This window comes from Microbispora catharanthi, assembly GCF_006334915.2.
GTDB classification, from domain to species: domain Bacteria; phylum Actinomycetota; class Actinomycetes; order Streptosporangiales; family Streptosporangiaceae; genus Microbispora; species Microbispora catharanthi.
The window spans coordinates 1-22,242 of sequence record NZ_VDMA02000045.1 but is presented as its reverse complement, the minus strand read 5'-3'; the positions used below and the strand labels follow the sequence as shown (position 1 = coordinate 22,242).

Below are 22,242 nucleotides of genomic sequence, written 5' to 3'. Positions count from 1 at the left end.
TGGTCAGGGCCGCACGACGTACACCTTGCGGAGCGTCTCGTGCACGGTCCACACGGTGCACGCGCCGCCGGGCATCAGGACGACGTCGCCGGGGCCGACGTCGAGCACCGGCCCGCCCTCGACCTCGATCGTCGCGCTGCCGCCGAGCACGACGAAGACCTCGTCCGCCTCGGTGTCGGTGCTCACGCCCGAACCGTGCTGCCACACGCCCACCGCCAGGTCCGTGCCCGACGCCAGCTCCAGGTGACGGACCTCGGGGGTCCCGGACACGACCTGGGCGGGGTCGAGCGGGGCCGGCTCGAGGTCGGCGTCGGCCAGAGCCGCCGCCCGCACCACGCGCGGGGCACCGGTGAACGATTTGTCGTGCCGGTTCATCGTCGATCAGGTCCCATCGTCGGAAGCGTACGGCCGGGCCTCGTCGTTCTCACGGAGCCTCCGGCCAGGCCCCGCGTCCGTCCTGCCGGTGCGGTCAGGCGAGGGCCGCGTGGATGATATCGGCGCAGGCGGCGACGTCGAGCGCCGCCCCCTGACGGTCGCCCGTTCATCCGTATCACGGAGACAGCCATCGAGGCCGACCCGCGACTGCCGGTCATCCGGATGACTCGTGACTAAGGTCGGTGTCGACGAGGGTTACGCGAAGCTGGAGAGGATGCTCGTCGATGACGCTGTCTGACCGTCCGGCCGAGCGGCACCGGCAGGTCGCCGGATTGTTCACCGAACGGGTACGCGGAACCAGGTCGTGGGACGTGCCCTCCCCCGTCGCCGGCTGGGCCGCCCGCGATGTCGTCCGCCACCTGACCGAATGGTTCCCCGGGTTCCTCGCCGCCGGCGCCGGCATCGAACTGCCCTGCGGCCCGTCGGCGGACGAGAACCCGGCCGCCGCGTGGCAGGTGCACTGTGACGGTGTGCAGGCGGTGCTGGACGATCCGGAGACGGCGCACCGGGAACTCGCCAATCCGCACATCGGCAGCCTGCCTCTGGCGACCGCGATCGACCGGTTCTACACCGCCGATGTGTTCATGCACACCTGGGACCTGTCCAGAGCCACCGGCCAGGACGACCGGCTGGACTCCGGCTTCTGCGCTCGACTCCTCGCCGAGATGGAGCAGATGGAGCAGGTCATCCGCTCCTCCGGCCAGTTCGGCGCCCGGGTCGAGGTGCCCGGCGATGCGGATACCCAGGCCAAACTGTTGGGTTTCATCGGCCGCGACCCGTTCTGGCCGGAGCGGTGCCCGCACGTCCCCTGACCTCGCTCGCCGGTCGGTGACCCCGGCGCTACCGCGCGGTGGTGGCGGTGTCGGCGACCCCCGCCCCGTCCAGCACGTACGACAGCTGCACGATCAGCGTGTAGAAGACGACGCCTCCGCCGACCGTCACCAGGGAGGGCACGGCGAGAGCGCGCCAGGGCCAGGACTGCCGCTCCTCGTGGCGGGAGGCGGCGGGCTGCCACAGTAGGAACGCCATGGGGATCGCGATGAGCGCGGCGGCGGCGTACATCCGGAAGGGCGTGCGCCAGCCGCCGGCGCCGAGCAGGCCGCCGAGCGCGAAGAAGACGGTCGCGGCGACGGTGGTGGCGAGAGTCTGCATGCCGAGGTAGCGGGCGCGGCGCGGCCCGGACCAGTAGTCGGCGATCAGGGTGGTGCAGCAGGTCATGATGGCCGCCTCGCACACGCCGACGAGCACCCGGCTGACCAGGACGGCCTGGAGCGAGTCCAGGTAGAGCGGCGCGGGGCCGCAGACCGAGTAGGCGACCATGGTGACGATCAGCAGCCGCTTGCGGTCGAACCTGTCGGCGATGGCGCCGGCGAAGGGCGCCCGCGATCAATAAACACGGTGCGGGCGAACAGCGCGGGAACGGTCAGGACGACCGCGGACCAGGACGGCGGCGCCCGGGGTGGCGGCGAAGTGCTCGCTCATGCGGGGCAGGACCGGGAAGAGCAGGACGGCCCCGAGCACGGGCATGCAGCTCCCGGCGAGCAGCACGATGAGCTGGGGCAGACCCGCCCGCGTGGCGGAGACCGATGGGGACATACGGGGCCTCGCTGGATGTCGCGGGGATGTGGCAGGCATCACTGTCAGACATCCGGCGCGGTGCGCGGAAGACGGAAAGTGCCGATGGTCGTCATCCACCCGGTGGATGGCCGGGCAGCGCGGGCAGGCCGGCGCCCACCCGGGCGGCGGTCTCGCGCAGCCAGATGTGGGCGGCGTCGTGCGTGTGGACGGGGTGCCACCACAGGGCCTCCTGCAGCGGCACGGCCGGGAACGGGCAGGGCAGCGTGCGCACCGGGGCGAGGTCGCGCAGCAGGCAGGCCAGGCGCCGCTGGATCAGCGCGATCCTGCGGGTGCCCGCCACCAGGCTCGGCAGGAGCTGGAAGCTGTGCACGGACACGTCCACGTGCGGCTCCAGCCCGAGCATGGACATCTGGCGGGCCACCGGGGCGTCGAACGGCCGCTGGTAGACCACCCACGGCAGCCGGGCCAGGTCGTCCATCGTGAGCCGCTCCCCCACCTCGGGGTTGTCGGCGGAGATCAGGCAGACCCACTCGTCGCGGTACAGCTCCACCGCCGGGAAGTCGCTGATCACGCCGTGCGGCATCAGCATCCCGTCCACCCCGCCGAGTTCGGAGTCGGCGTTCTCCACGATGCCGGGCGACGCGGGGAGGAAGTGCAGCCGTACGCCGGGCGCCTCGGCGTGCAGGACGCGGGCGAGCTCCGCGCCGAAGACCGCGATCGCGTAGTCGGACGACAGCAGGGTGAACTCGTGCCGCTCGGTCGCCGGATGGAAGTCCGCGCGGCTGGTGAACAGCCGCTCCAGCATCGCGTAGGCGTTCGCGGCCGGGGCGCGCAGCGCGGTGCCGAGGGGCGTCAGCTCATAGCGGTTGCCCTGCCTGACCAGCAGTTCGTCGCCGAAGTGGCGGCGGAGCCTCGCCAGGGCGGCGCTCGTCGCGGGCTGGCTCAGCCCGATCCTCGCGCCCGCCCGGGTCACGTTGCGCTCCTCCAGCAGGGCGCACAGGGCGACCAGCAGGTTGAGGTCGAGCCTCTCGAGGTTCACGGCTCCCTCACTATCCATGGCATGGATCGAACAGATCCGAAGAATCGATTTCCCAAATCGTTGCGTCAGGTCCAAGGTTAAGGGCACCCCACCGGGAGGAAACCTCGTGGAAACATCCCCGCCCCTTGCCGGCCCGTTCGCGCTCGGCACCTTCTCCGCCGGCGCCTTCGGGAGCGGCGCGGCCTTCCCCGGCCTGGTCACCGGCGATCACGTCCTGGACCTGCGCACCGTCGCGGGGCTCCAGGCGTACGACAGCACGCGGGCGCTGCTGGAACGCTGGGACGACATCCTGCCACTGCTTCGGCAAGCCGCCGGGACGCCCGGAGAGCGGCTGCCGCTGGCGGACCTGCGGGTGCACGCCCCGGTCGAGCCCCGGCAGATCCTGCAGTCCGGCGCCAACTACCGCACCCACGTGATCGACTTGGCGGTGGCGCACGAGCCCGCGAACGGCCGGCCCGCCGAACAGGTGCGGGCCGAGACCGCCGCGATGATGGACCGCCGCGCGGCCGAGGACCAGCCGTATGTGTTCATCGGCCTGCCCTCCTCGGTGACCGGCCCGTACGACGACGTGGTCATCCCGGCCTGGTGCACGAAGCCCGACTGGGAGCTGGAGCTGGCGGCGGTGATCGGGCGCCCGGCCTTCCGGGTGCCCGCCGAGCACGCCCTGGAGCACGTCGCCGCGTACACGATCGCCAACGACGTCACCGCCCGCGAGGTGGTGTTCCGCCGCGACATGCCGGAGATCGGCACCGACTGGCTGCGGGCCAAGAACGCACCGACGTTCACCCCGCTCGGGCCCTACCTGGTGCCGGCCGCCTTCGCCGGCGACCCCGGGAACCTGCGCGTGACGCTCCGGCTCAACGGGAAGGTCATGCAGGACGAGACCACCAAGGATATGATCTTCGACGTGGCGCGGCTGGTGTCGTACGCCTCGCAGACCGTCGAACTGCTGCCCGGCGACCTGGTGCTCACCGGCAGCCCGGCCGGCAACGGCATGCACTGGGGCCGGCTGCTGCGGCCGGGCGACGTGATGGAGGGCGCGATCACCGGGCTGGGCGTCCAGCGCAACCGCTGCGTGAGCGAGACGGCATGACACCGGAGGACGCGATCGCCGCGGCCGCGGCGGAATACTCCAACTGGGGCCGCTGGGGCGGCGGCGACGTGCTCGGCACGATCAACTTCATCGACGAGACCAAGCGCCGCCAGGGTGCGGCGTGCGCCCGCACCGGTGTGTCGTTCTCGCTGGCCCAGCGGTTCGACATGAACGGCCCGCAGAAGGGCTGGCGCCGCCGCACCAACCCGGTGCACACGATGCTGGACACCGGGATGGACGCGGTCCACGGCGACCAGGGGTTCCCGCACGGGTTCGGCGGCGCGGACGACGTGATCGCGATGCCGCTGCAGTGCTCCACCCAGTGGGACGGCCTCGGTCACATCTTCGACCACGGCAGGGCCTGGAACGGCCGGCCCGCCGACCGGGTCGTCACCGGTGAGGGCGACCAGGTCACCGGCATCGAGCACATGGCCGCGCCGGTCGCCGGGCGCGGCGTGCTGCTGGACGTGGGGCGCGTGTTCGGCGGCGGGGAGCTGCCGGACGGTTTCGCCATCACCGAGGAGCACCTGAACGCCACGGCCGAGGCGCACGGCGTCGCGGTCGGCCGCGGTGACATCGTGTGCGTGCGCACCGGGCAGCTGAGCCGCGTCAGGAGGGAGGGCTGGGGCGACTACGCCGGCGGCCCCGCCCCCGGCCTGTCGTTCTGGAGCGCCGGCTGGCTGCACCGCACCGAGATCGCCGCCGTCGCCACCGACACGTGGGGCTTCGAGGTGCGCCCCAACGAGTTCGAGGGCGCCTTCCAGCCGCTGCACCAGGTGGTCATCCCGCACATCGGCCTGCTCGTCGGCGAGATGTGGGACCTGGACGCGCTCGCCGCGCACTGCGCCGACGACGGCGTGTACGAGTTCTTCCTCGCCGCCGCGCCGCTCCCGATCACGGGCGCGGTCGGCTCCCCCGTCAACCCCCTAGCGATCAAATAGGACCCCCATGCCAGCAGTAGGCAACGTCCTCATCGTCGGCGGCGGCACCGCCGGATCGGCCCTGGCGATGCCGCTCGCCCGCGCCGGTGTCACCGTGGACATCGCGGAGATCCAGCCCGGGACCACCGCGCTCGGCTCGGGCATCACCTTGCAGGGCAACGCCCTGCGGGTGCTGCACGACCTCGGGCTGTGGGACCGGGTCAGCGCGGCGGGCTTCCCGTTCGACTCGGTCGGGCTGCGCGCCCCGGACGGCTCGCTCCTCGCGGAGGTCCCCGACGCCCGCACCGGTGGCACCGGCCTGCCGGCCACTGTCGGCATGAACCGCCCCGAGCTGGCCGCCATCCTCGCCGACGCCGTACGCGAGGCCGGGGCGCGGACCAGGTTCGGGGTGACCGCCGAGGCGCTGACCGACACCGGCGACCAGGTGGAGGTGCGGCTGTCCGACGGCACCACCGGCACGTACGACCTGGTGGTGGGCGCCGACGGCATCCGCTCGGCGGTGCGCGGGCTGATCGGGATCGACGTCGCCCCGCAGCCGACCGGCATGGGGATCTGGCGCGTGCACACCCGCCGCCCCGCCGGAGTCGAGCGCACCGACCTCGTCTACGGCGGCCCCTGCTTCATCGCCGGATACTGCCCGACCGGCCCGGACTCCATGTACGCCTACCTGGTGGAGAAGGCCAGGCCCCGGGAGGCGGTCGGGGACAAGGTCGCGCACATGCGGGAGCTCGCCGAGGGATACGGCGGGGCCTGGACCGAGATCCGCGAGGACATCACCGACCCGGACCGCATCAACTACACCTGGTTCGAGTCGCTGCTGGTGGACCGGCCCTGGAACCGCGGCCGGGTCGTGCTGATCGGCGACGCCGCGCACGCCTGCCCGCCCACCCTCGCCCAGGGCGCGGCCCAGTGCCTGGAGGACGCCGCCGTCCTGGCCGAGCTGCTGCTCGCCGCCGACCGGCTCGACCAGTCGCTGTTCGACGCGTACATGGACCGCCGTCACGAACGGGCGAAGGCGGTGGTCGAGGCGTCCCTGCAGCTCGCCGACTGGCAGCTGAACCCCGTGCCGAACGCGGACCTGCCCGGGCTGATGGCGCGCATGAGCGCGCTGGTGGCCGAGCGCCCGTGATCACCGTCGACGTGCACGCGCACGTGCTGCTGCCGGAGATCGAGCAGGCCGTCGCCGGGCGGCCCGGCCACGCCGCGCACCGGGAGCTGGACGCGCGCCGCAACGGCCCCGCGTCCCTGGAGGTCTCCGGGCGCATGATCTCCGAGCGTCTCGCGAGGCTCACCCAGGTGCCGGCACGGCTGGCCGACATGGACCGCGCCGCGGTGGACGTGCAGATCGTCAGCCCGTCCCCGTCGCACTACCACTACTGGGCCGACCCCGATCTGGCGCGTACGGTGTGGCGGCTGGCGAACGAGCGCACCGCCGCGCACTGCGCGCAGGCCCCCGGGCGGCTGTACGGCCTCGGCCTGGTCCCGCTCCAGCACCCCGAGCTCATGGTGGAGGCGCTGGACCACGCGCTCGGCCTCGGGCTGAAGGGCGTGGAGATCTCCTCGCACGCGCCCGGCGATGGCGGAGGGCGTGAAAAGGGCACAGGGCGTGAGCTGTCCGACCCGGCGTACGAGCCGTTCTGGGCGCACGCGGCAGCGACCGGCGCGGTCGTCTTCCTCCACCCGTTCGGCTGCACACTGGACGAGCGGCTGGACCGCTGGTATCTGTCCAACATCGTCGGCCAGCCGGCGGAGAACGCCGTCGCGCTGTCCCACCTCATCTTCTCCGGCGTGCTCGACCGGCATCCGGACCTGAGGCTGCTGGCCGCGCACGGCGGCGGCTACCTGCCCGCCTACACGGGCCGGGCCGACCACGGCTGGCGCGTGCGGCCCGAGGCGCGGGGCTGCGCCGAGCCGCCCAGCGCCTACCTGCGGCGGATCTGGTTCGACTCCCTCGTCTACGAGCCCGCGGCGCTGCGCGCGCTGGTCGAGGCCGCCGGGCCGGACCGGGTCGTGCTCGGCTCCGACCACCCCTTCGACATGGGCGTCGAGGACCCGCTCGACCGGCTACGCGCCGCGCTGCCGGCCCGGGACGCCTTCGACGCCGTCCGCGGCGGCAACGCCCTCCATCTGTTCGATCTCAAGGACTGACATGTCACGTTTGATCACCCATCTGCGGCACGTGGACCTCGCCGTGCCCGACTACGACAAGCAGCGCGCGTTCTACTCCGGGGTCTGGGGCCTCACCGAGGTCGCCGGTGACACCGGCATCAGCTTCCTGGCCGCCGAGGGCTCGCCCGAGCAGTACGTCATCCGGCTGCGCGAGTCCGAGGAGAAGCGGCTCGACCTGGTCTCCTTCGGCGCGGCCACACCCGCCGACGTGGACGCTCTCGCCGGGCGGCTGGGCGCCGCGGGGGTCACGCTCGTCGGCGAGCCGGGCCCGCTCGCCACCCCCGGCGGCGGGTACGGCTTCCGGTTCTTCGACCTCGACGGCCGCACCATCGAGGTCTCCGCCGACGTCGCCGTGCGGGCCCACCGCAGGCTGGAGCCCAAGGAGTCGGTCCCCGTGCGGCTGTCGCACGTCGTGCTGAACTCCCCCGACATCGACGCGACCCGCGACTGGTACGAGACTCACCTGGGCTTCGCGCTGTCCGACACGCTCGCCTCCCCCCACATGGGGCAGGTCATGCACTTCATGCGGTGCAACCCGCAGCACCACAGCATGGCCATCGCCCGGGGCCCGCACGCCTCCCTGCACCACATCAGCTTCGAGATGCGCGGCCTGGACGAGTACATGTACGGCACCGGCCGTCTGCTGCGCGCCGGAGTCCGGATGATCTGGGGGCCCGGCCGGCACCTGGCGGGCGACAACACCTTCTCCTACTTCCTCGACCCGCACGGCAACACCGTCGAGTACACGACCGAGTTGGAGGAGCTGGACGAGGACGCCTGGCACCCGCACGTCTACGACTTCTCCCAGCCCGAGGTCACCGACCAGTGGGGCACTGCCAACCCCATGAACGAACTGGTGGCCAAGGAGTCCTTCAACGACGTCGACCGCGGCGTGTTCGTCGCGCCGCCGGTCTGACGAGGGCCGTCGGATGCGAATCGCCACATTCACCCATCATGGGCGCGTGCTTGCCGGAGTAGTGGACGCCGGATCCGTCCTGCCGTTACCCGAGGGACTGGGCCTGCTCGACCTTCTCGTGGACGGCCGCCTCCACGAGGCGCCGAGCCTCGCCGGAGACCCGATCCCGCTGGACGACGTCCGCCTCCGTGCGCCGTTCGAGCCGCCCACCGTGCGGGACTTCGTCGCATTCGAGGAGCACGTCGAGGGCGTGCGCAGGAGCGTGGACGGCGGCAGCGGGGTGCCCGACGCCTGGTACGAGGCTCCCGCGTTCTACTTCACCAACCCCTACGCCGTCGCCGGACCGTACGACGACGTGCCGCTGCCGCCCGGCTGCCGGGCGTTCGACTTCGAGCTGGAGGTCGCCGCCGTGATCGGCCGTGAGGGCCGCGACCTCACCCCGGAGTCGGCCCGCGACCACATCGCCGGTTACCTGATCATGAACGACTGGTCGGCCCGCGACCTGCAGAGCCGCGAGATGCGGGTCAACCTCGGCCCGGCGAAGGGCAAGGACACCGCGACCACCCTCGGTCCGTGGCTGGTCACCACCGACGAGCTGGAGCCGTACCGGGACGGCGACGGCTTCCTGCGCCTGGCGCTGACCGCGTCGGTGAACGGCGCCGAGGTCGGCCGCGACCTGCTGTCGAACATGAGCTGGCCGTTCGAGGAGCTGGTCGCCTACGCCTCGCGCGGCACCTGGGTGCGCCCCGGCGACGTGCTCGGCTCGGGCACCTGCGGCAACGGCGGATGCCTCGCCGAGCTGTGGGGCCTGCGGGGCCGCCAGGATCCGCCCCCGCTCCGGCCGGGCGACGTGGTCGAGCTGACCGTCGAGGGCATCGGCGCCGTGCGCAACACCGTCATCGCCGGCGCCGAACCCCTGCCCATCCCTCCTGCCCGCGTGCGGCCCCGGAGCCGCCCCTGACTCGCGAGCGTGGGGCGGTGGCAGGTGCGGTCCGGTCAGGTGGAGCAGACGTCCTGGTACGGCCCTGGTGTCCTAGCTCAGACGCCAGCCGCAAAGTGGCCGGGGATCAGGTGCTCGCCGCTGCGGCGGCCTGCTCGTCGTGCTCGCGGAGCATCCGCATGACGGTGGCGGGCGAGGGGTGCTGTCCCTTCTTCGCTCCGGTGGTGATGACGAGCCGCTTCGCGATGTCGCGCAGGCTCATCTCCCGCTCGCGCAGGTGCAGGGCCATGGACAGCATCGACTCGTCGGTGACGCCCGCGCCGCCGATGGTCTTGCCGCGTTTCCGGGCGGACTCGTGGCCTTCGAGGGTGCGGTCGCGGATGTACTCGCGCTCCGTCCCGGACATCGCGGCGAGCACGGTGAACACGATCCCGGACGGATCGTGGGAGCCCTTCAACTCCCCGGTGAGGAACTCCAGCCCAACGTCGCCCGCCTTCAGTTCCTCGGCGAGCATGGCGAGTTCGATGCCGCGGCCGAGCCGCTTGTGCTCATGGACGACGAGGGTCACGGCGACGCCGGAGGAGCGGATTTCCCCGGCGAGCTTCACGGCGGCCTCCAGCTCGGGCCGTTTGGTGGCGCGGGTGGAGATCTTCTCCGAGAAGACCCGGGTCACCCCGGCCTCTGCGAGGGAGTCGAGTTGCGCGTCGAGGGACTGCCGGGCGGTGGAGGCGCGGGCGTAGCCGAGGCGGACGTGCCCGACCGGTTCGGCGCCGGAGCTCACCGGCCGGGGCAGCTGCGTCCACGCCGCCCCAGGCTTGCGCACGGCCGGGGTCGGCACGCTCAGCACCTTGGCGAGTTGGGGCATGAGGCGGAAGCGGGCGGTGTGGTACTGGATGGCCACCTTGCCCTTGCCGGTTCGGCAGGGGGAGCCTGCGGGGGCGGCGCAGCTGGACATCGGGCAGGGGTGTGCTTCCACGCGCTTGAAGTCGTCGCTCACGACCCCGGATCGTTTCGAGGGTGTTTCAGGAGTCCAGCCGTTTGCAACAACTCATGAAACATGATCGCCACAGGTGGACAGCCGGGCGATCGGGTGTTTCATGAGCGACCGTCTATGGAACGCGAGCCCGGGGCCGCGACTCACCACAGTGACCGAGCGTCACCATGGCTACGCAGGGCTACTTGTCACTTCGCCGTACCTTCGGGAGCACCGGGCCAGGTCGGTGTGGCCGGGAAGGCTGCGGCGACGATCTGATCGGCCATGCCTGGATCAACACGCTTTGGCCGCCGGGTGGTGCCGCCCATTGGGTGGCGTCACTCCGGATGGCGAGGCTGACGGCCGCGCGCTCGTGCCACGCCGGCCCGCCCCCGGAGGGGGCGGGCCGGCGTGGTGTCGCTGCTCATCCGCCGGGCGGTACAGCCCGTCGCGGCAGCGTAGCCCGGTCACTTGGCCTGGAAGCCGCCGTCGATGTTCAGCACCGCGCCGGCGACGAAGGATGCCTTGTCCGACAGGAGCCAGTGGATGCCCTCGGCGATCTCCGAGGGGAGGCCCATGCGGCCCATGGGGTGCATCGCGGTGATGGTCTCCTCGTCGTACTGGCCCAGGGTGATCGCGCGGGCGATGATGTCGGTCTTGATCGCACCGGGGGCGACCGCGTTGACGCGCACGCCCTTCGAGGAGTACTCGATGCCGGCGGTCTTGGTCAGGCCGACGACGGCGTGCTTGGTGGCCGCGTACGGGCCGCTGTAGGGGATGCCGTTGAGTCCGGCGATCGAGGCGAGGTTGACGATCGCGCCGCCGCGGCCGCTGGCGAGCATCTCGCGGATTTCCCGCTGCAGGCACAGGAACAGACCCGTCACGTTGGTGGAGAGCATCTGCTGGAGCTTGACGGGGTCGGCGTCGGCCAGGGCCGCGGTCTCGTGGGCGAGGCCGGCGTTGTTGACCGCGTAGTCCAGGCGGCCGAAGTCGGCCAGGACGGAGTCGAACAGGGCGGTGACGCTGTCTGGCTCGTCCATGTCGGCGACCAGGAACGAGGCGCTGCCGCCGTTTCGGGTCAGGTCGGCGACGGCCTGCCTGCCGACGCTCTCGCGCCGTCCGCTGAGGACGACGTGGACGCCGTCGGCGACCAGCAGCCGGGCGGTCTCCTTGCCGATGCCGGTCGCGCCGCCGGTGATGACCGCAACCTTGGTGTCGGTGTTCATGGTGGTCTCCTTGGTGTGGGGGCGCCGGATCCAGGGGGCCGGCGTCCGAGCCGGCAACCCCTAACGGACCGCCGGTCTCTTGAGGGGGAATTTAACGGACCGATGGTCTGATGTCAATAGACCGGCGGTCTGTAGACTGGGGGCATGACCACCTTCCAACGCGCCCGCAACCAGGAGCAGCGCGAGCTGCGCCGGCGGGCGATCCTGGACACCGCGACCGGCATGCTCGCCGAGATGCCGGTCGGCGCCATCACCCTCAACGAACTGAGCCGGCGTGTCGGGCTGGCCAAGTCCAACGTCCTGCGCTACTTCGACTCCCGCGAGGCGATCCTGCTGGAGCTGCTGGACCGCGCCTGGAAGCAGTGGATCGCCGACCTGCCCGACCTGCTGGCGCGCGCCGTCGACGCCACCGGCCCCGCCCAGACCCGCGGCCGCCAGGTCGCCGCCGCGCTGGCGCACTCACTGAGCGAACGGCCGGTGATGTGCGACCTGTTCAGCGCCCAGGCCGCCGTCCTGGAGCGCAACGTCTCCGCCCAGGTGGCCGGCGAGTGGAAGCGGACCGCGCTCGGCAACGTCGAGGCCACGGCCGACCTGCTGCGCGCCCACCTGCCCGAACTGGGCGAGGCCGCCTCGACTCTCAGCGCGCAGATCGTCATGGTCACCGGCTCGGTCTACCTCCACGCCCGCCCCTCCTCCGCGCTGCTCGCCGCCTACGAGGCCGACCCCGGCCTCGAAGTGCTGCGCATGGACTTCTCCCCCACCCTCACCGACATCCTCGCCACCCTCCTCGCCGGCGCCTTGGTCCGCACCGCCGCGCCCTGACGCCCCGTCGCGAACCACGCCCGGCCCCTCCATCCCCCGGACGGCAATGACGGCAGCCCAACATCCCCGGCCAACGACACCGTTCTGGCACCCTCCCCCGCGCGCGACTCCAGGGAGTAGTCAGGGCGGAAACGGGCTCTGGCAAGGGAAAATGCGGTCCGCAACGGGGCCCGGGTGGAAGAGGCTTTGGAAGTGGTCGCGGAAGCGGCCCCGGCATCACGGCCGGCACACCCCAGAGCACCGGGCTGCCCTCGGCGGCCGTGAGCAGGCATCGGCGCGGAGAGCGGCCCGAACGCCGCGGTCAGTCAGCGGCTGGCCGACCGCTCCGGTACGGCGGACGGTGTGCGAGGCCGGGGTGCGGCTGCCGACGGACCGAAGTCGAGCTGCTTGTCCATGTCCAGGCGGAAGGTGCCGTACGGGTTGACGTGAGACCAGAACAGGGCGGTCAGGCCGCGCCGGTCCTCGACACTCAGCCTCTTCGCCCATGCCGGTTCGGCCAGGACCCGCTCCAGCAGCAGCGTGTTGACGTGGACGAGCGCAGACTGGAGCAGGTGCAGGGCGAGCATGGATGTCTCGGCGTGCTCCTTGTCCGGGCCGGTCAAGGCGCCGTCCTTGCCGTAGTGCAGCACGGTGTTCGCGCTGTTCCAGTTCTCCACCACCTGGAGCCCGCCGTGGATCTCGCGGCGCAGGCCGGGGTCGGCGAGGTAGTCGCACGCGAAGATCGTGCGCACGGCGCGGCCCAGCTCTTCGAGAGCCTGGTAGGTGGGGTGCTTGGGGCCGCCGCGGGTGAAGCGCCGCAGCACCTGCTCCGCCTCCGCCGTCCCCAGCCGGAGCGCGGTGGCGTACTTGACCATCTGGTCATACTGCTGCTCGATCAGGTCCCAGCGGATCGGCCTCGTCAGCGAGGCGCCGAGCGCCGGCCAGCCGGACGGGGTGTCATCCGGGCGGTACAGGCGGATGCCGCCGATGTTCTTCAACCGGGGCAGCAGACGGAAGTTGAGCAGCTCGGTGAAGGCGAACCCGACCACCGAGGCGCCGTGGGTGTCGACGTAGTTCGACTCGATCTCGGCCTCCGTGCAGTGCCGCAGCAGGCCCTCGATCATCGCCGCAACCTCGGAGGAGGAACAGGACTTGAGCTGGGAGTAGATGCAGACGTTCTTCTTCTCGACGTGCCAGTAGATCATCACGCCGTTGCCGCCGTAGCGGGCGTGGTACTCGGTCATGAAGTTGCTGGACCAGGCCCCGAACTTCTTCGAGTGCGACGCGCACGCGGTGCCCTGCCCCCACCATCCGGCGTCCCGGGCGGCGAACGTGCCGTTCACCAGCCGGGTGACGGCCGCGCGGAGGTTGTCGACGGTGATGAAGTGCCGGCGCACGTGCCGCAGGGCGGCCTCACTCTCGCCGTGCTCGCCGGTCGCCACGATCGCCCGGATGCCCATGTTGGTGCCCAGGGCGAACAGGGCCAGTAGCAGGCGCCGCTGCAAGGTGGCGCGGTCGATGCGCTCGTAGGCGGCGACCGAGGAGAACTCGGCGGTGAAGCCGGTGAGGAAGTCGGCGTTCTTCAGCACGTCCAGCAGGTCCAGCACGCCCCAGCGGCGCGCGACCTCGTCCTTGAGGGCCGCAAGTCCGGTGGGCTCGTCCAGCGGCTCCAGCTTGGGCACGTGATCCAGGGCTCGCCCTTGCGGGTAGTCACCTTCACCCCGCCTGCCGAGCCGTCCGCGAGCGAGGCCGAGAGCCGGTCCAGGCCCGCGGTCATGCGCCGCTTCAGGTCCGCGATGAACGCCCTCGGGTTCAGCGGCCGGCGGATCGCGGCGTAGTGCACGGCCCGGGTGGCCTCGAAGTCGCCGGGCAGGTCGTCCTCCGGGTTGCGCCAGCGCGCCGCGCCTTCGATGTGGATCTCCCGGCGGCGGACCGCGTCCCGCAGCGCCACCAGGACGCACAGCTCGTACGGGATGCGCTCGACCCGGCCCCGCTCGTCCACGACCGCCTCGCGCCAGTCCTTGCGCACCACGCCGTCCATCGGCGCGGCGTCCGCGGCGTCGTAGAAGCGGGTCTTGCCGTCGACGTCGGCGTACTTCTTCAGCAGCCTCATCGCGTCCATCACCGGCCGGTAGGCGGTGTTGTTGCACCGGAAACCCAGGGTGGCCAGCAGTGGGGGCAGCATCTGCCGGTAGTAGGAGCTGTAGGAGGACCGCAGGGTGGTGCGGACCTTGGCTTTGAAGACCTTCTCGTTCGCCTTCGCCTCGGCCACCAGTTCGCGCAGCGTCTTCTCCCCGACCACCGGGAACAGGGCCCGGCGTACGACCTCGTCGGGCTTGTCGACAGCGGCCGTCGCCGGCTTGAACAGGATGCCCTCCTTGCCGCGGACCTTCTTCAGCTCGGCCGTCAGCTGCTTCTCCACCCGCCGCTCGGCACGGGCGTTGATCTTGTGGACCAGGGCGACCAGCAGGTCGACCAGGGCGTCGGTGATCTCCGCCTGCCGGGAGGCACACAACGCCGCGAGCAGGGTGACCCGTACATCCTGCGCCGTGTGGCGGAAGTCCGAGGGGTACATCTTGATCGCCCGCGCCCGCCACGCGGCCACCAGCTTCTCCGAGCAGTCCGCGAACAGCCCCCTCGGGCAGCCCGAGCCTGCGCACGTCGTTGAGCTTGGTGATCTCCGTCAGCAGCGAGTCCAGGCCGACCGCGCCCGGGTCGCGCTTGAGCGCGGCCAGCAGGGCAATGCCTGCCTCGTCGTCCTCGGCCACCAGGGACAGCAGCCGGGCCGTGCCCGCCTCGCCCAACCGGCCGATCGTGCGGGCGCAGAACGCCCTCTCCCACTGGCCCCGCGCCGCAACCAGCACCTTCTCGACCCGGATCCGGCCCGGCGGCTCGACCTTCCGCGCCCGGCACTCCACTAGCAGGGCCGCACGCTGCCGGTCCTCCACCAGCTCTACCGGGCAGACCTCCTGCGCCAGCCACTCGACCAGCGCCCTCTCGTCGGCGACCGTCGACGGGCGGAAACCCAGGGTCTCCCGGATCTGCTTGCGGTGGTACTCGGCAGTCCGGCCGACCAGCGTGTACTTCGCAAAGTCGGCCGCCGGGACCTTCACCACATCGGCGACGTACTCCACCGCGGCCGGCGGGACCTCTTCCAGCACGTCGGGGAACCGGCCCTCCAACTCGAAGAACTTCAGCAACAGGCTGAAGCCGAGCCGGGTCGGCCCGCTCTTGTTCGCCACCAGGTCCCAGTCGCTGTCTACCAGCGTCCAGTTCGCCAACAGCTCCTCTGGCGACCACTCTTGCCGCACGCCCGCCCCCTTGGCCCTGGCCGAGATCACTCGATCAGACCAACGACGGCGCCCCAGGCAGGGAAACGGGACGCCTCCGGCTACCCGCGACCTACTTTGCGGCTGGTGTCTGAGCTAGGACACCAGGGCCGGTACGGCGCGCCGGGGAGGTAGCGGGCCCACTCGGCCTCCGTCAGCGTGCGACCCGCACGGGAACATACGGTGGCGACCAGGGCGACGGGATCGACCGTGACCTCACGCACCACCCCGGCGTCGTCCAGCACGCGCAGGACACGGCCGCCGGAGGCGAAGGCGGCGGCGGCCACCAGGTCGGCGCCTGTGCCGAGCGTCGGCCTCCCGAGCTTGGCGGGCGTCGCGACGTCCCAGAGCTGGACGGTCCCGTCCACCGATACGGTGGCGGCCGCGTCGCCCACCGGCGAGAACACCAGGCTGGAGATCGCCTCGGTGCCGGCGTCCCTGAGGACCGGGCCGCGTCTGCGGCCCGTGGCCAGGTCCCAGAAGGTCAGGCGGCCGGAGGCGTCTTCGATCGCGAGGGTCCGGCCGTCCGGGCTGAACCCCGCCGCCATGATGCGGACCGCGTTCGTGCCGGTGGTCCCGGAGGTCGTCGCCGGCCCGACCTGGCGGCCGGTGGACAGGTCGATGAGGCGGTTGGCCCTCGAATCGAACGGGGCGACCATCGCGCTTCCGGGGCGGAAGACGGCCTGCATCTCGCTGTTCACGTCGATCGTCTTGATCCACCGGTTCTGCCGCAGGTCCCGGACGAGCAACCGGTGGTGCTGCTCCTGCGTCCCGTCCTGTTCGGGGGTTTCGGCCGGCACGACGAGGAGGCTTCCGTCGGCGTTCATGGCCAGGCCCCGCGCGTACCAGTCCCCGGCGAGGGTGATGCGACGCGTCTCGACGTGCCGCGTCGTGTCCCACACGCGGATGACATTGGCGCCCATGCCGTCCGCGAAGGCGAGGAGGCGCCCGTCGCCGCTGAACGCGAGCGACAGCATCGGCGCGTCCGCTTCCATCAGCCGGATCGGCGGGCCGGAGGGGCGCAGCCGCGCGGCGTCCCACAGCACCAGATCACGAGCCGCGGACTCGTGCGTCACCAGGAGCCGGCCGTCGGGGCTGTACAGCGCGGCATCGGGCGTGCCCCCCGGCAGCCGCCTACGGGTGAGGAGATCGGAGATGTCCAGTGTCACGACCGTGTCGTCGGCCAGGTAGCGCAGGGCGGCGCCGTCGAAGCCGAATCCCTCCGCGTCCGCCCGGTAGGTCAGCAGCGTGTTCCCCGTCGCGACCTCCACGAGCTGGAACTCGTGCTCGCCATGGACCACGAGGAGCCGCCCGTCCGGGCTGAAGAGGACCCGGCCGCCGCCCGGGCCCGGCTGAGCCGGGAGCAGCCGTCCGGTCCTGAGGTCGATCAGGAAGATGCCCGATGTCGTGGCGCAGGCCAGGGTGTGACCGTCCGGGCTGATCGCGATGGACCGGGCGGAGCCCGTGCAGGCGTCCTTCTCGTGCCAGTGGGTCACCGGCCGGCCGCCCGGCAGGCGCCACAGGTGGAACCCGCCGAGAAGGTCCGCGAACGCCACCAGGTCGCCCGACGGGCCGAAGGACGCGTCCATGACCCCGGATCGCGAGGAGTAGAACGCGCCGGTGCGGATGTCCCACAGCGCGGTGCCGTCACCCTGGTGGACCTGCAGGTAACGGTCGACGGCCCCGGCCTCCAGGCCGTTGAACGGCGCGCCGGGGTCCAGTGCGAACACCTTGCCGGTCGGCCTGCCGGTCGTCGTGTCCCACGCGCGGACATCGGTCGGCGGGCCGTCCGTCCGGCCGGACGCCACAGCGAGGATCCTGCCGCTCGCGCTGAGCGCCGCGTCCAGCAGTGTGTCCCCGGTCCGGAAGCCGAGGCCGTCCCATCCGCCGACCGGCTTCCCGCTCCTGAGGTCGTAGATCCGGACACCCCGGGGGGACACGCGGAAGAGTCTGCGCCCATCGGCAGTGATCATCCGTACGGACTCGCCGGCGGGCTGAGGATCGGTGAAGACCGTGCGCTCACGCTGGGACCAGGCGTTCTGCAGCGCGGACCGGGTCTGCGGCGTGTGGGCGAGCCGCCAGGAGGCGACGCCGAGCAGCATCGCCCGCACCGGGTCCGACGTCCGCATGCCGTCGGCCTCGGTCGCGGCCTGGCCGGCGAGAGCGTGGTCGCGTTGCTCGGCGACGACCCCGCTCTGCCGTACGGCCGTCGCACCGGCCGCCACGGACACGGCGAGCAGGACGGCGAGGACGGTGGTGAGCAGCCGCCGCCGGCGGAGGCGGCGGCGGGTGGCCGCCTCGCACGCGTCGAGGAAGTCGCGTTCCAGCGGGCTCAGCGTGAGATGCCGGCGTCCGGCGGCGGCCCAGTGCATGGCGGACTCCAGCCGACCGCCTTGCAGCACGTCGCCCTCGCGTCGTCCGTGGCCGTCCCACTGCCGGGCCGCCGTACGGACCATCCCGTGTACGGCCAGGCCGCCGCGCTCGTCGTCCACCCACCTGCGCAGCCGGGGCCAGGCGCGCAGCAGGCCGGGCCGGGCGAGGACGATGTCGCCGTCCCGCCTGGTGAGCAGGTAGGCGAAGACGCCGAGGATCCGGTCGAGAGCCGCCGCCTCGTCAGGGGACCTGCCGCCGAACAACTCGTCGCGCGGGAGCGGTCGTAGTGAGAGCGCTCCGCCCTCGCTCGCGGTCACCATCCGGAGGAAGACGTCGGGCACCAGGGCACGCTCGGACTCGCCGAGCAACCCGTAGGCGTCTTCGGCGAGCATTCCGAGCCCGGGATCCGAGGTCGTGTCGAGAGCCAGCCGTCCGGCCGCGGCGCTGCCCGCCCTGAGCAGATCGGCGGGAGCCCCGCCGGCGCCGGCGATCAGGCCGAGGAGCAGGTCCCGCGCCGCGGGCCGCTCGAGCGGATCCTTGCTGAGAGCGGCCTCGACGAGCGAGCGCAGCGAGCCGGGCAGCACATCGAGATCGGGGTCGGTGGCCAGCACGCGATGCATGACCGCACCGAGGCTCTCCGCCCGGAAGGGGTCGTCGCCGATCGCGGCGTACAGGACGACGGCTCCCCAGGAGAAGACGTCGGCCGGGGCTCCGGCGCGCCCGCCCATGAAGACCTCCGGCGCCATGTAGGTGGGCGTGCCGGTCACGAGCCCGCTCGCGGTGAGGGACATCTCCAGCGTCCTGGCGATGCCGAAGTCGATGACCCGCGGGCCGTCGGGCCCGAGCAGGACGTTGTCGGGCTTGAGATCGCGGTGGATGACGCCGGCGTCGTGGATGGCCGCCAGCGCGGTCGCGACGCCCGTCGCCAGGCGGTGCAGCTCGTCCCCCCGGAACCGGCGGCCGGACGCGATCGCCTGGCGCAGGCTGGGGCCCTCGACGTACTCGCTGACGATGTACGGCTTGGGCCCTACGAGGTCGACGGCGAGAACCCGGGCCGTGCAGAAGGAGGCGACACGACGTGCCGCCATGGCCTCCTTGCCGAAGCGCGACCGCAGGCCGGGATCGCTCGCCGTGTCGCCGTGGAGGACCTTGACGGCGACGCGGACGCCGTCGGGATCGTAGGCCTCGTACACGACTCCCTGGCCGCCCGCGCCGAGACGCCCGGCGAGCCAGAAGTCCCCCAGGCGCGGCGGGTCGCCGGGGAGCAGGGCGGACGCTGCGGCCATGCGACCACTCCCTCCGTCACGTGACCGGTACGAGCGATTGGACACCGGTCGGGGCGGAGAAGTTCTGCCCACGACTCACGGTGCGGGGCGGGCGGTCCCGGCGCCCGCTCCATCATGCGGGTGCCGGGACGGCACCCGCCTCATCAGCGAGCTGCTGAACCAGACCGGTCGGCGAGGGCAGGACCTGATCCTGGACGTGCTGGCGGCCAACCACCGCGCGCACGCCCTCTATCAGCGACTCGGTCTGAAGGAAGTGGCGCGTCACGGTGAGGGCGACATCAGAATCAGAATGCGATACAGCGGCCGATCCCCCGCGCACCCCAAGGTCGAGTCCATCTCCGACGCATCGGGCGACCCGGACCCGTGACGCGCGAACGCCCTGCCGGCCGCGGCCGGCAGGGCGCTGATGCGAACGTTCAGAAGGTGGGATAGATGTCGTAGGTCTGTCCGCCGACGCCGTAGTAGTTGGAGCCGGTGGACCAGAGGCTGTCGTTGACCAGGGGCTTGTAGAAGAACTGCTGCCCCACGGGGACGTTCACCCCGCACTCCCACAGGTCGGCCGCCTTGCTGACGCAGTCCTGGCCGGCGGTCCAGCTCAGGGGTGCGTCACCGCGGAGAACGATCCTGTTGCCCGCGCCCGGGTTGTAGTGGACGCGGACGGTGGTCGTGGTGGAGGGCACCTCGATGCTCGCGCCGAGCGCGGTGCGCAGCGACGCGCCGCCGGTCGCGGTGGCGGTCAGCACACCCCCGTACACGCTGGTGGTGCTGTTGACCTGGTGCAGGGTGACGGTGACCTGCGCGGTGCCGTTGGCCGGCACCGTCACCTGGTTGCCGCTCAGGGTGAACAGGCCGGACGGGGCGGACGCGCTGCCGGTGGAGTCGGTGGCCGACACGGCCAGGTTGAGCGTGACCGGGGTCGCGGAGTCGTTGGTGTAGGTCACGGTCTGCGTGGCCGTGGGCTGGGCGGCGGTGACCGACAGGGCGGCGCTCGGCGGGTTCGCGGTGACCTGCTGGCTCACCGCACGGGCCGCGTCGACCCGCCCGGTGCCGTACGTGTAGGGGGTGGACCCGGCGGCGGCCGCGGCCGTGCCCATCAGGGCGTCCTTCAGCCGCTGCGCGCCCCAGGCGGGGTGCCGCTGCTTGACGAGCGCGGCCGTGCCCGCGACGTGCGGGGTGGCCATCGAGCATCCGCTCATCGTGCCGTAGCCACCACCGGGCACGGCCGCGGTGATGTCCACCCCCGGCCCGGTCATGTCGGGCTTCAGGCCCTGGGTGCCGACGGGGCCGCGGCTGGAGAAGCCCGCCACGGTGTCCGTCAGGTCCACCGCACCCACGGTCAGCGCCGACTGGGCGACGCCGATGGAGCTGATGGTGGACGTGCCGGGGCCGTAGTTGCCCGAGCAGACCACGAACAGCGCGTCGTACTGCGAGGTCAGGGTGTTGATCGCCGCGGCGACGGGGTGGTCGGTGTAGACCGGGTCGCTCTGGATGCTCATGCTGACGATCTTCGCGCCCTCCTCTCCGACCGCCCATTCCATGCCCGCGATGATCGCGGAACTGGTGCCCCAGCTGTCGTCGCCGAGGACCTTGCCGACGACCAGGCTCGCGCCCGGGGCGACCCCCTTGTACAGCCCGCCCGAGGCGGCGCCGGACCCGGCGACGGTCGAGGCGACGTGGGTGCCGTGCGAATTGCCGTCCTCGACGCCGTTCGCGTTGCCGGTGAAGTCGGCGGAGGCGACGACCTTGCCCTGCAGGTCGGGGTGGTCGGTGTCATATCCGGTGTCCAGCACCGCGACCTTGACGCCGGTTCCGTCGTATCCGCTCGCCCACGCGGTCGGCGCGCCGATGTGCGGGACGCTCTGGTCGAGGCCGGCCGACACCTTGCCGTCCAGCCACAGCTTGGTGACACCGCCGCGCAGGGTGCTCGGCGCGGCCGAGCCGCCGGTCAGGCCGCGCCAGCCGTCGGGGGCTGACTTCTTGCCGACGGCGAACGCGCTGACACCCAGGCGGGGGAAGGCGCGCCGGCGCTTGGCCGCCGAACCGAGCGCGGCGTCGGCCCGCTCGGCGTTCTGGCTGGTGGTGCTCTTGGGGTAGGTGGTCAGGACCGGGATGGTCTGGCTACGCGCGTCGTCGTAGCCGTCCGCGATCAGCGTGCCCACCTCGAAGAGCTGGGGGTCGAGCCGGTTGGCCCGGATGAGGGGGGCCGCGTCCGACGGGACCACCGACACCTGATCGCCGCGGTCGGTGACCGCGAAGGTGATGCCCGTACGTCCCTCACCCGGCTCGACCGACAGGACGCGCAGGTCGTGGTTCTCCAGGTGCGCCTTCACCGTGTCGCCGGTGACGAGGGTGACCGTGTGGTCGCCTTCCGCGGCGGCTCCCGACGCCGCGGAAGGACCGGAGGGGGCAGAGGGGCTCGAGGGGCTTGAGGGGCCGGTCTGCGCCGCGGCGGACACGGCGGGCAGGCCGAGGAGGGCGGCCGTCGTGACGACGACGGCCAGGGATGATCTCCGCAAGGGTTGTCTCCCAAGTGGTCGAGTTGATCACTACGGGAAACAGACTAGGTTTTTCCGCGCAATTCTGAAATGTGCGGAATTCGTGTTATTTCATCGAGCCCGTGATCATGAAGTCGGCGCGCCGCACGCCGATGTAAGCGGTTTCCGTGATGATCGGCCCCGCAGGACGACGAGATCGACAGACATGCGCAGACATGTGGCTTCGATCACATCTGTCGATATTGTTTTCTTCGTTGCCCCTGGTGTAGAGGGCCACAGGGTGTCACCACAAGGAAGCGAAGCGCGTTATCCACCGCGAAACAAGCGGAGATTTCAACCTGCCGAACAATGCGTGAAAGAGATGTAACAGATTTTTATTTCATGAACCTTCTACTACTTCACCCGGCGGGGTGGCGATGGCGGGTTACGCGAACCCGGAAACACCGACAAGACCAAGCCGGCTCGTCGTCCGGCTGCGGCATGGCGACCTGGACCGTCAGGCCGCCCACGACCATGGCGCCTACTGTGGTTGAACTCGTGATGTCGCCGGGTGGCTTAGGTGGGTCTGATTGTCGGGCCGGTCTCGGCGAGGCGGCCGTCTATGACCAGACCGCTGGCCGCCGCTGATTACCTGGTGCGCTCAGCGCG

The 22,242-nt window shown here is 71.6% G+C and carries 17 protein-coding genes and 2 pseudogenes; 8 read left to right on the top strand and 11 right to left on the bottom strand.

Annotated features, from left to right (window positions below; genetic code table 11):
- Positions 1-3: 3 nt before the first annotated feature.
- Positions 4-375 carry a cupin domain-containing protein gene (locus FH610_RS41760; RefSeq protein ID WP_139580777.1) on the bottom strand — a complete coding sequence of 124 codons (372 nt, stop codon included), beginning with the start codon at positions 373-375 and terminating at the stop codon, positions 4-6.
- A 284-nt stretch (positions 376-659) separates the two neighbouring features.
- On the opposite strand from FH610_RS41760, the gene FH610_RS41755 reads away from it, so the two are divergent.
- Positions 660-1,247, top strand: coding sequence for a maleylpyruvate isomerase family mycothiol-dependent enzyme (locus tag FH610_RS41755; protein ID WP_139580776.1), 588 nt, complete (start codon positions 660-662; stop codon positions 1,245-1,247).
- A gap of 28 nt (positions 1,248-1,275) precedes the next feature.
- On the opposite strand, the pseudogene FH610_RS41750 reads toward FH610_RS41755, so the two are convergent.
- The 3 genes and pseudogenes from FH610_RS41750 to FH610_RS41745 all read right to left on the bottom strand — a co-directional run.
- Positions 1,276-1,803, bottom strand: a pseudogene (locus FH610_RS41750) (MFS transporter); the annotation flags it as partial.
- 18 nt (positions 1,804-1,821) lie between these two features.
- Entirely contained in the window at positions 1,822-2,031 is a 210-nt protein-coding gene (locus FH610_RS44085; protein ID WP_205826440.1) for a hypothetical protein, read from the bottom strand.
- Positions 2,032-2,122: 91 nt separating this feature from the next.
- Positions 2,123-3,052: a LysR family transcriptional regulator gene (locus FH610_RS41745; protein WP_139580775.1), complete on the bottom strand. Its 930-nt coding sequence runs from the start codon at positions 3,050-3,052 to the stop codon at positions 2,123-2,125.
- A gap of 106 nt (positions 3,053-3,158) precedes the next feature.
- Between FH610_RS41745 and FH610_RS41740 the strand changes: the two genes are divergently transcribed.
- Genes FH610_RS41740 through FH610_RS41715 form a run of 6 tightly spaced genes read left to right on the top strand, consistent with a single transcriptional unit; the run spans position 3,159 to position 9,132 of the window.
- Positions 3,159-4,145, top strand: coding sequence for a fumarylacetoacetate hydrolase family protein (locus FH610_RS41740; RefSeq protein WP_240809509.1), 987 nt, complete (start codon positions 3,159-3,161; stop codon positions 4,143-4,145).
- Complete coding sequence (locus FH610_RS41735; protein ID WP_139580773.1) at positions 4,142-5,086, top strand: cyclase family protein; 945 nt, start codon at positions 4,142-4,144, stop codon at positions 5,084-5,086. The genes FH610_RS41740 and FH610_RS41735 overlap by 4 nt, the downstream gene beginning before the upstream one ends.
- Positions 5,087-5,093: 7 nt before the next feature.
- Positions 5,094-6,215 (top strand): FAD-dependent monooxygenase, encoded by a 1,122-nt coding sequence (locus tag FH610_RS41730; protein ID WP_139580772.1) that lies wholly within the window; start codon positions 5,094-5,096, stop codon positions 6,213-6,215.
- Positions 6,212-7,234: an amidohydrolase family protein gene (locus FH610_RS41725; RefSeq protein ID WP_240809508.1), complete on the top strand. Its 1,023-nt coding sequence runs from the start codon at positions 6,212-6,214 to the stop codon at positions 7,232-7,234. The genes FH610_RS41730 and FH610_RS41725 overlap by 4 nt, the downstream gene beginning before the upstream one ends.
- Position 7,235: 1 nt before the next feature.
- Positions 7,236-8,171, top strand: a complete 936-nt coding sequence (locus FH610_RS41720) for a VOC family protein (RefSeq protein ID WP_139580771.1) — start codon at positions 7,236-7,238, stop codon at positions 8,169-8,171.
- Positions 8,172-8,184: 13 nt separating this feature from the next.
- Positions 8,185-9,132, top strand: coding sequence for a fumarylacetoacetate hydrolase family protein (locus tag FH610_RS41715; protein ID WP_139580770.1), 948 nt, complete (start codon positions 8,185-8,187; stop codon positions 9,130-9,132).
- Positions 9,133-9,238: 106 nt separating this feature from the next.
- Here FH610_RS41715 and FH610_RS41710 read toward each other — a convergent pair whose 3' ends face one another.
- Positions 9,239-10,108, bottom strand: a complete 870-nt coding sequence (locus FH610_RS41710) for a recombinase family protein (RefSeq protein ID WP_240809506.1) — start codon at positions 10,106-10,108, stop codon at positions 9,239-9,241.
- 443 nt (positions 10,109-10,551) lie between these two features.
- Positions 10,552-11,310 carry an SDR family NAD(P)-dependent oxidoreductase gene (locus FH610_RS41705; RefSeq protein WP_139580769.1) on the bottom strand — a complete coding sequence of 253 codons (759 nt, stop codon included), beginning with the start codon at positions 11,308-11,310 and terminating at the stop codon, positions 10,552-10,554.
- Between the two features lie 144 nt (positions 11,311-11,454).
- On the opposite strand from FH610_RS41705, the gene FH610_RS41700 reads away from it, so the two are divergent.
- The gene (locus tag FH610_RS41700) at positions 11,455-12,132 is read left to right on the top strand and encodes a TetR/AcrR family transcriptional regulator (RefSeq protein ID WP_139580768.1); all 678 of its coding nucleotides are present in this window, start codon (positions 11,455-11,457) and stop codon (positions 12,130-12,132) included.
- Positions 12,133-12,437: 305 nt separating this feature from the next.
- On the opposite strand, the gene FH610_RS44975 is transcribed toward FH610_RS41700, so the two are convergent.
- From FH610_RS44975 to FH610_RS41685, 5 genes and pseudogenes are all read right to left on the bottom strand, one after another.
- Positions 12,438-13,793: a transposase gene (locus tag FH610_RS44975; RefSeq protein WP_240809512.1), complete on the bottom strand. Its 1,356-nt coding sequence runs from the start codon at positions 13,791-13,793 to the stop codon at positions 12,438-12,440.
- Positions 13,694-14,716, bottom strand: coding sequence for a hypothetical protein (locus FH610_RS44970; RefSeq protein ID WP_240809513.1), 1,023 nt, complete (start codon positions 14,714-14,716; stop codon positions 13,694-13,696). The genes FH610_RS44975 and FH610_RS44970 overlap by 100 nt, the downstream gene beginning before the upstream one ends.
- Before the next feature lie 262 nt (positions 14,717-14,978).
- A pseudogene (locus FH610_RS44965) lies at positions 14,979-15,422 on the bottom strand (DUF4158 domain-containing protein); the annotation flags it as partial.
- Positions 15,423-15,502: 80 nt separating this feature from the next.
- The gene (locus FH610_RS41690) at positions 15,503-19,099 is read right to left on the bottom strand and encodes a WD40 repeat domain-containing serine/threonine protein kinase (RefSeq protein WP_139580767.1); all 3,597 of its coding nucleotides are present in this window, start codon (positions 19,097-19,099) and stop codon (positions 15,503-15,505) included.
- A 416-nt stretch (positions 19,100-19,515) separates the two neighbouring features.
- Positions 19,516-21,615, bottom strand: a complete 2,100-nt coding sequence (locus FH610_RS41685; protein ID WP_139580766.1) for a S8 family peptidase — start codon at positions 21,613-21,615, stop codon at positions 19,516-19,518.
- Positions 21,616-22,242 lie beyond the last annotated feature (627 nt).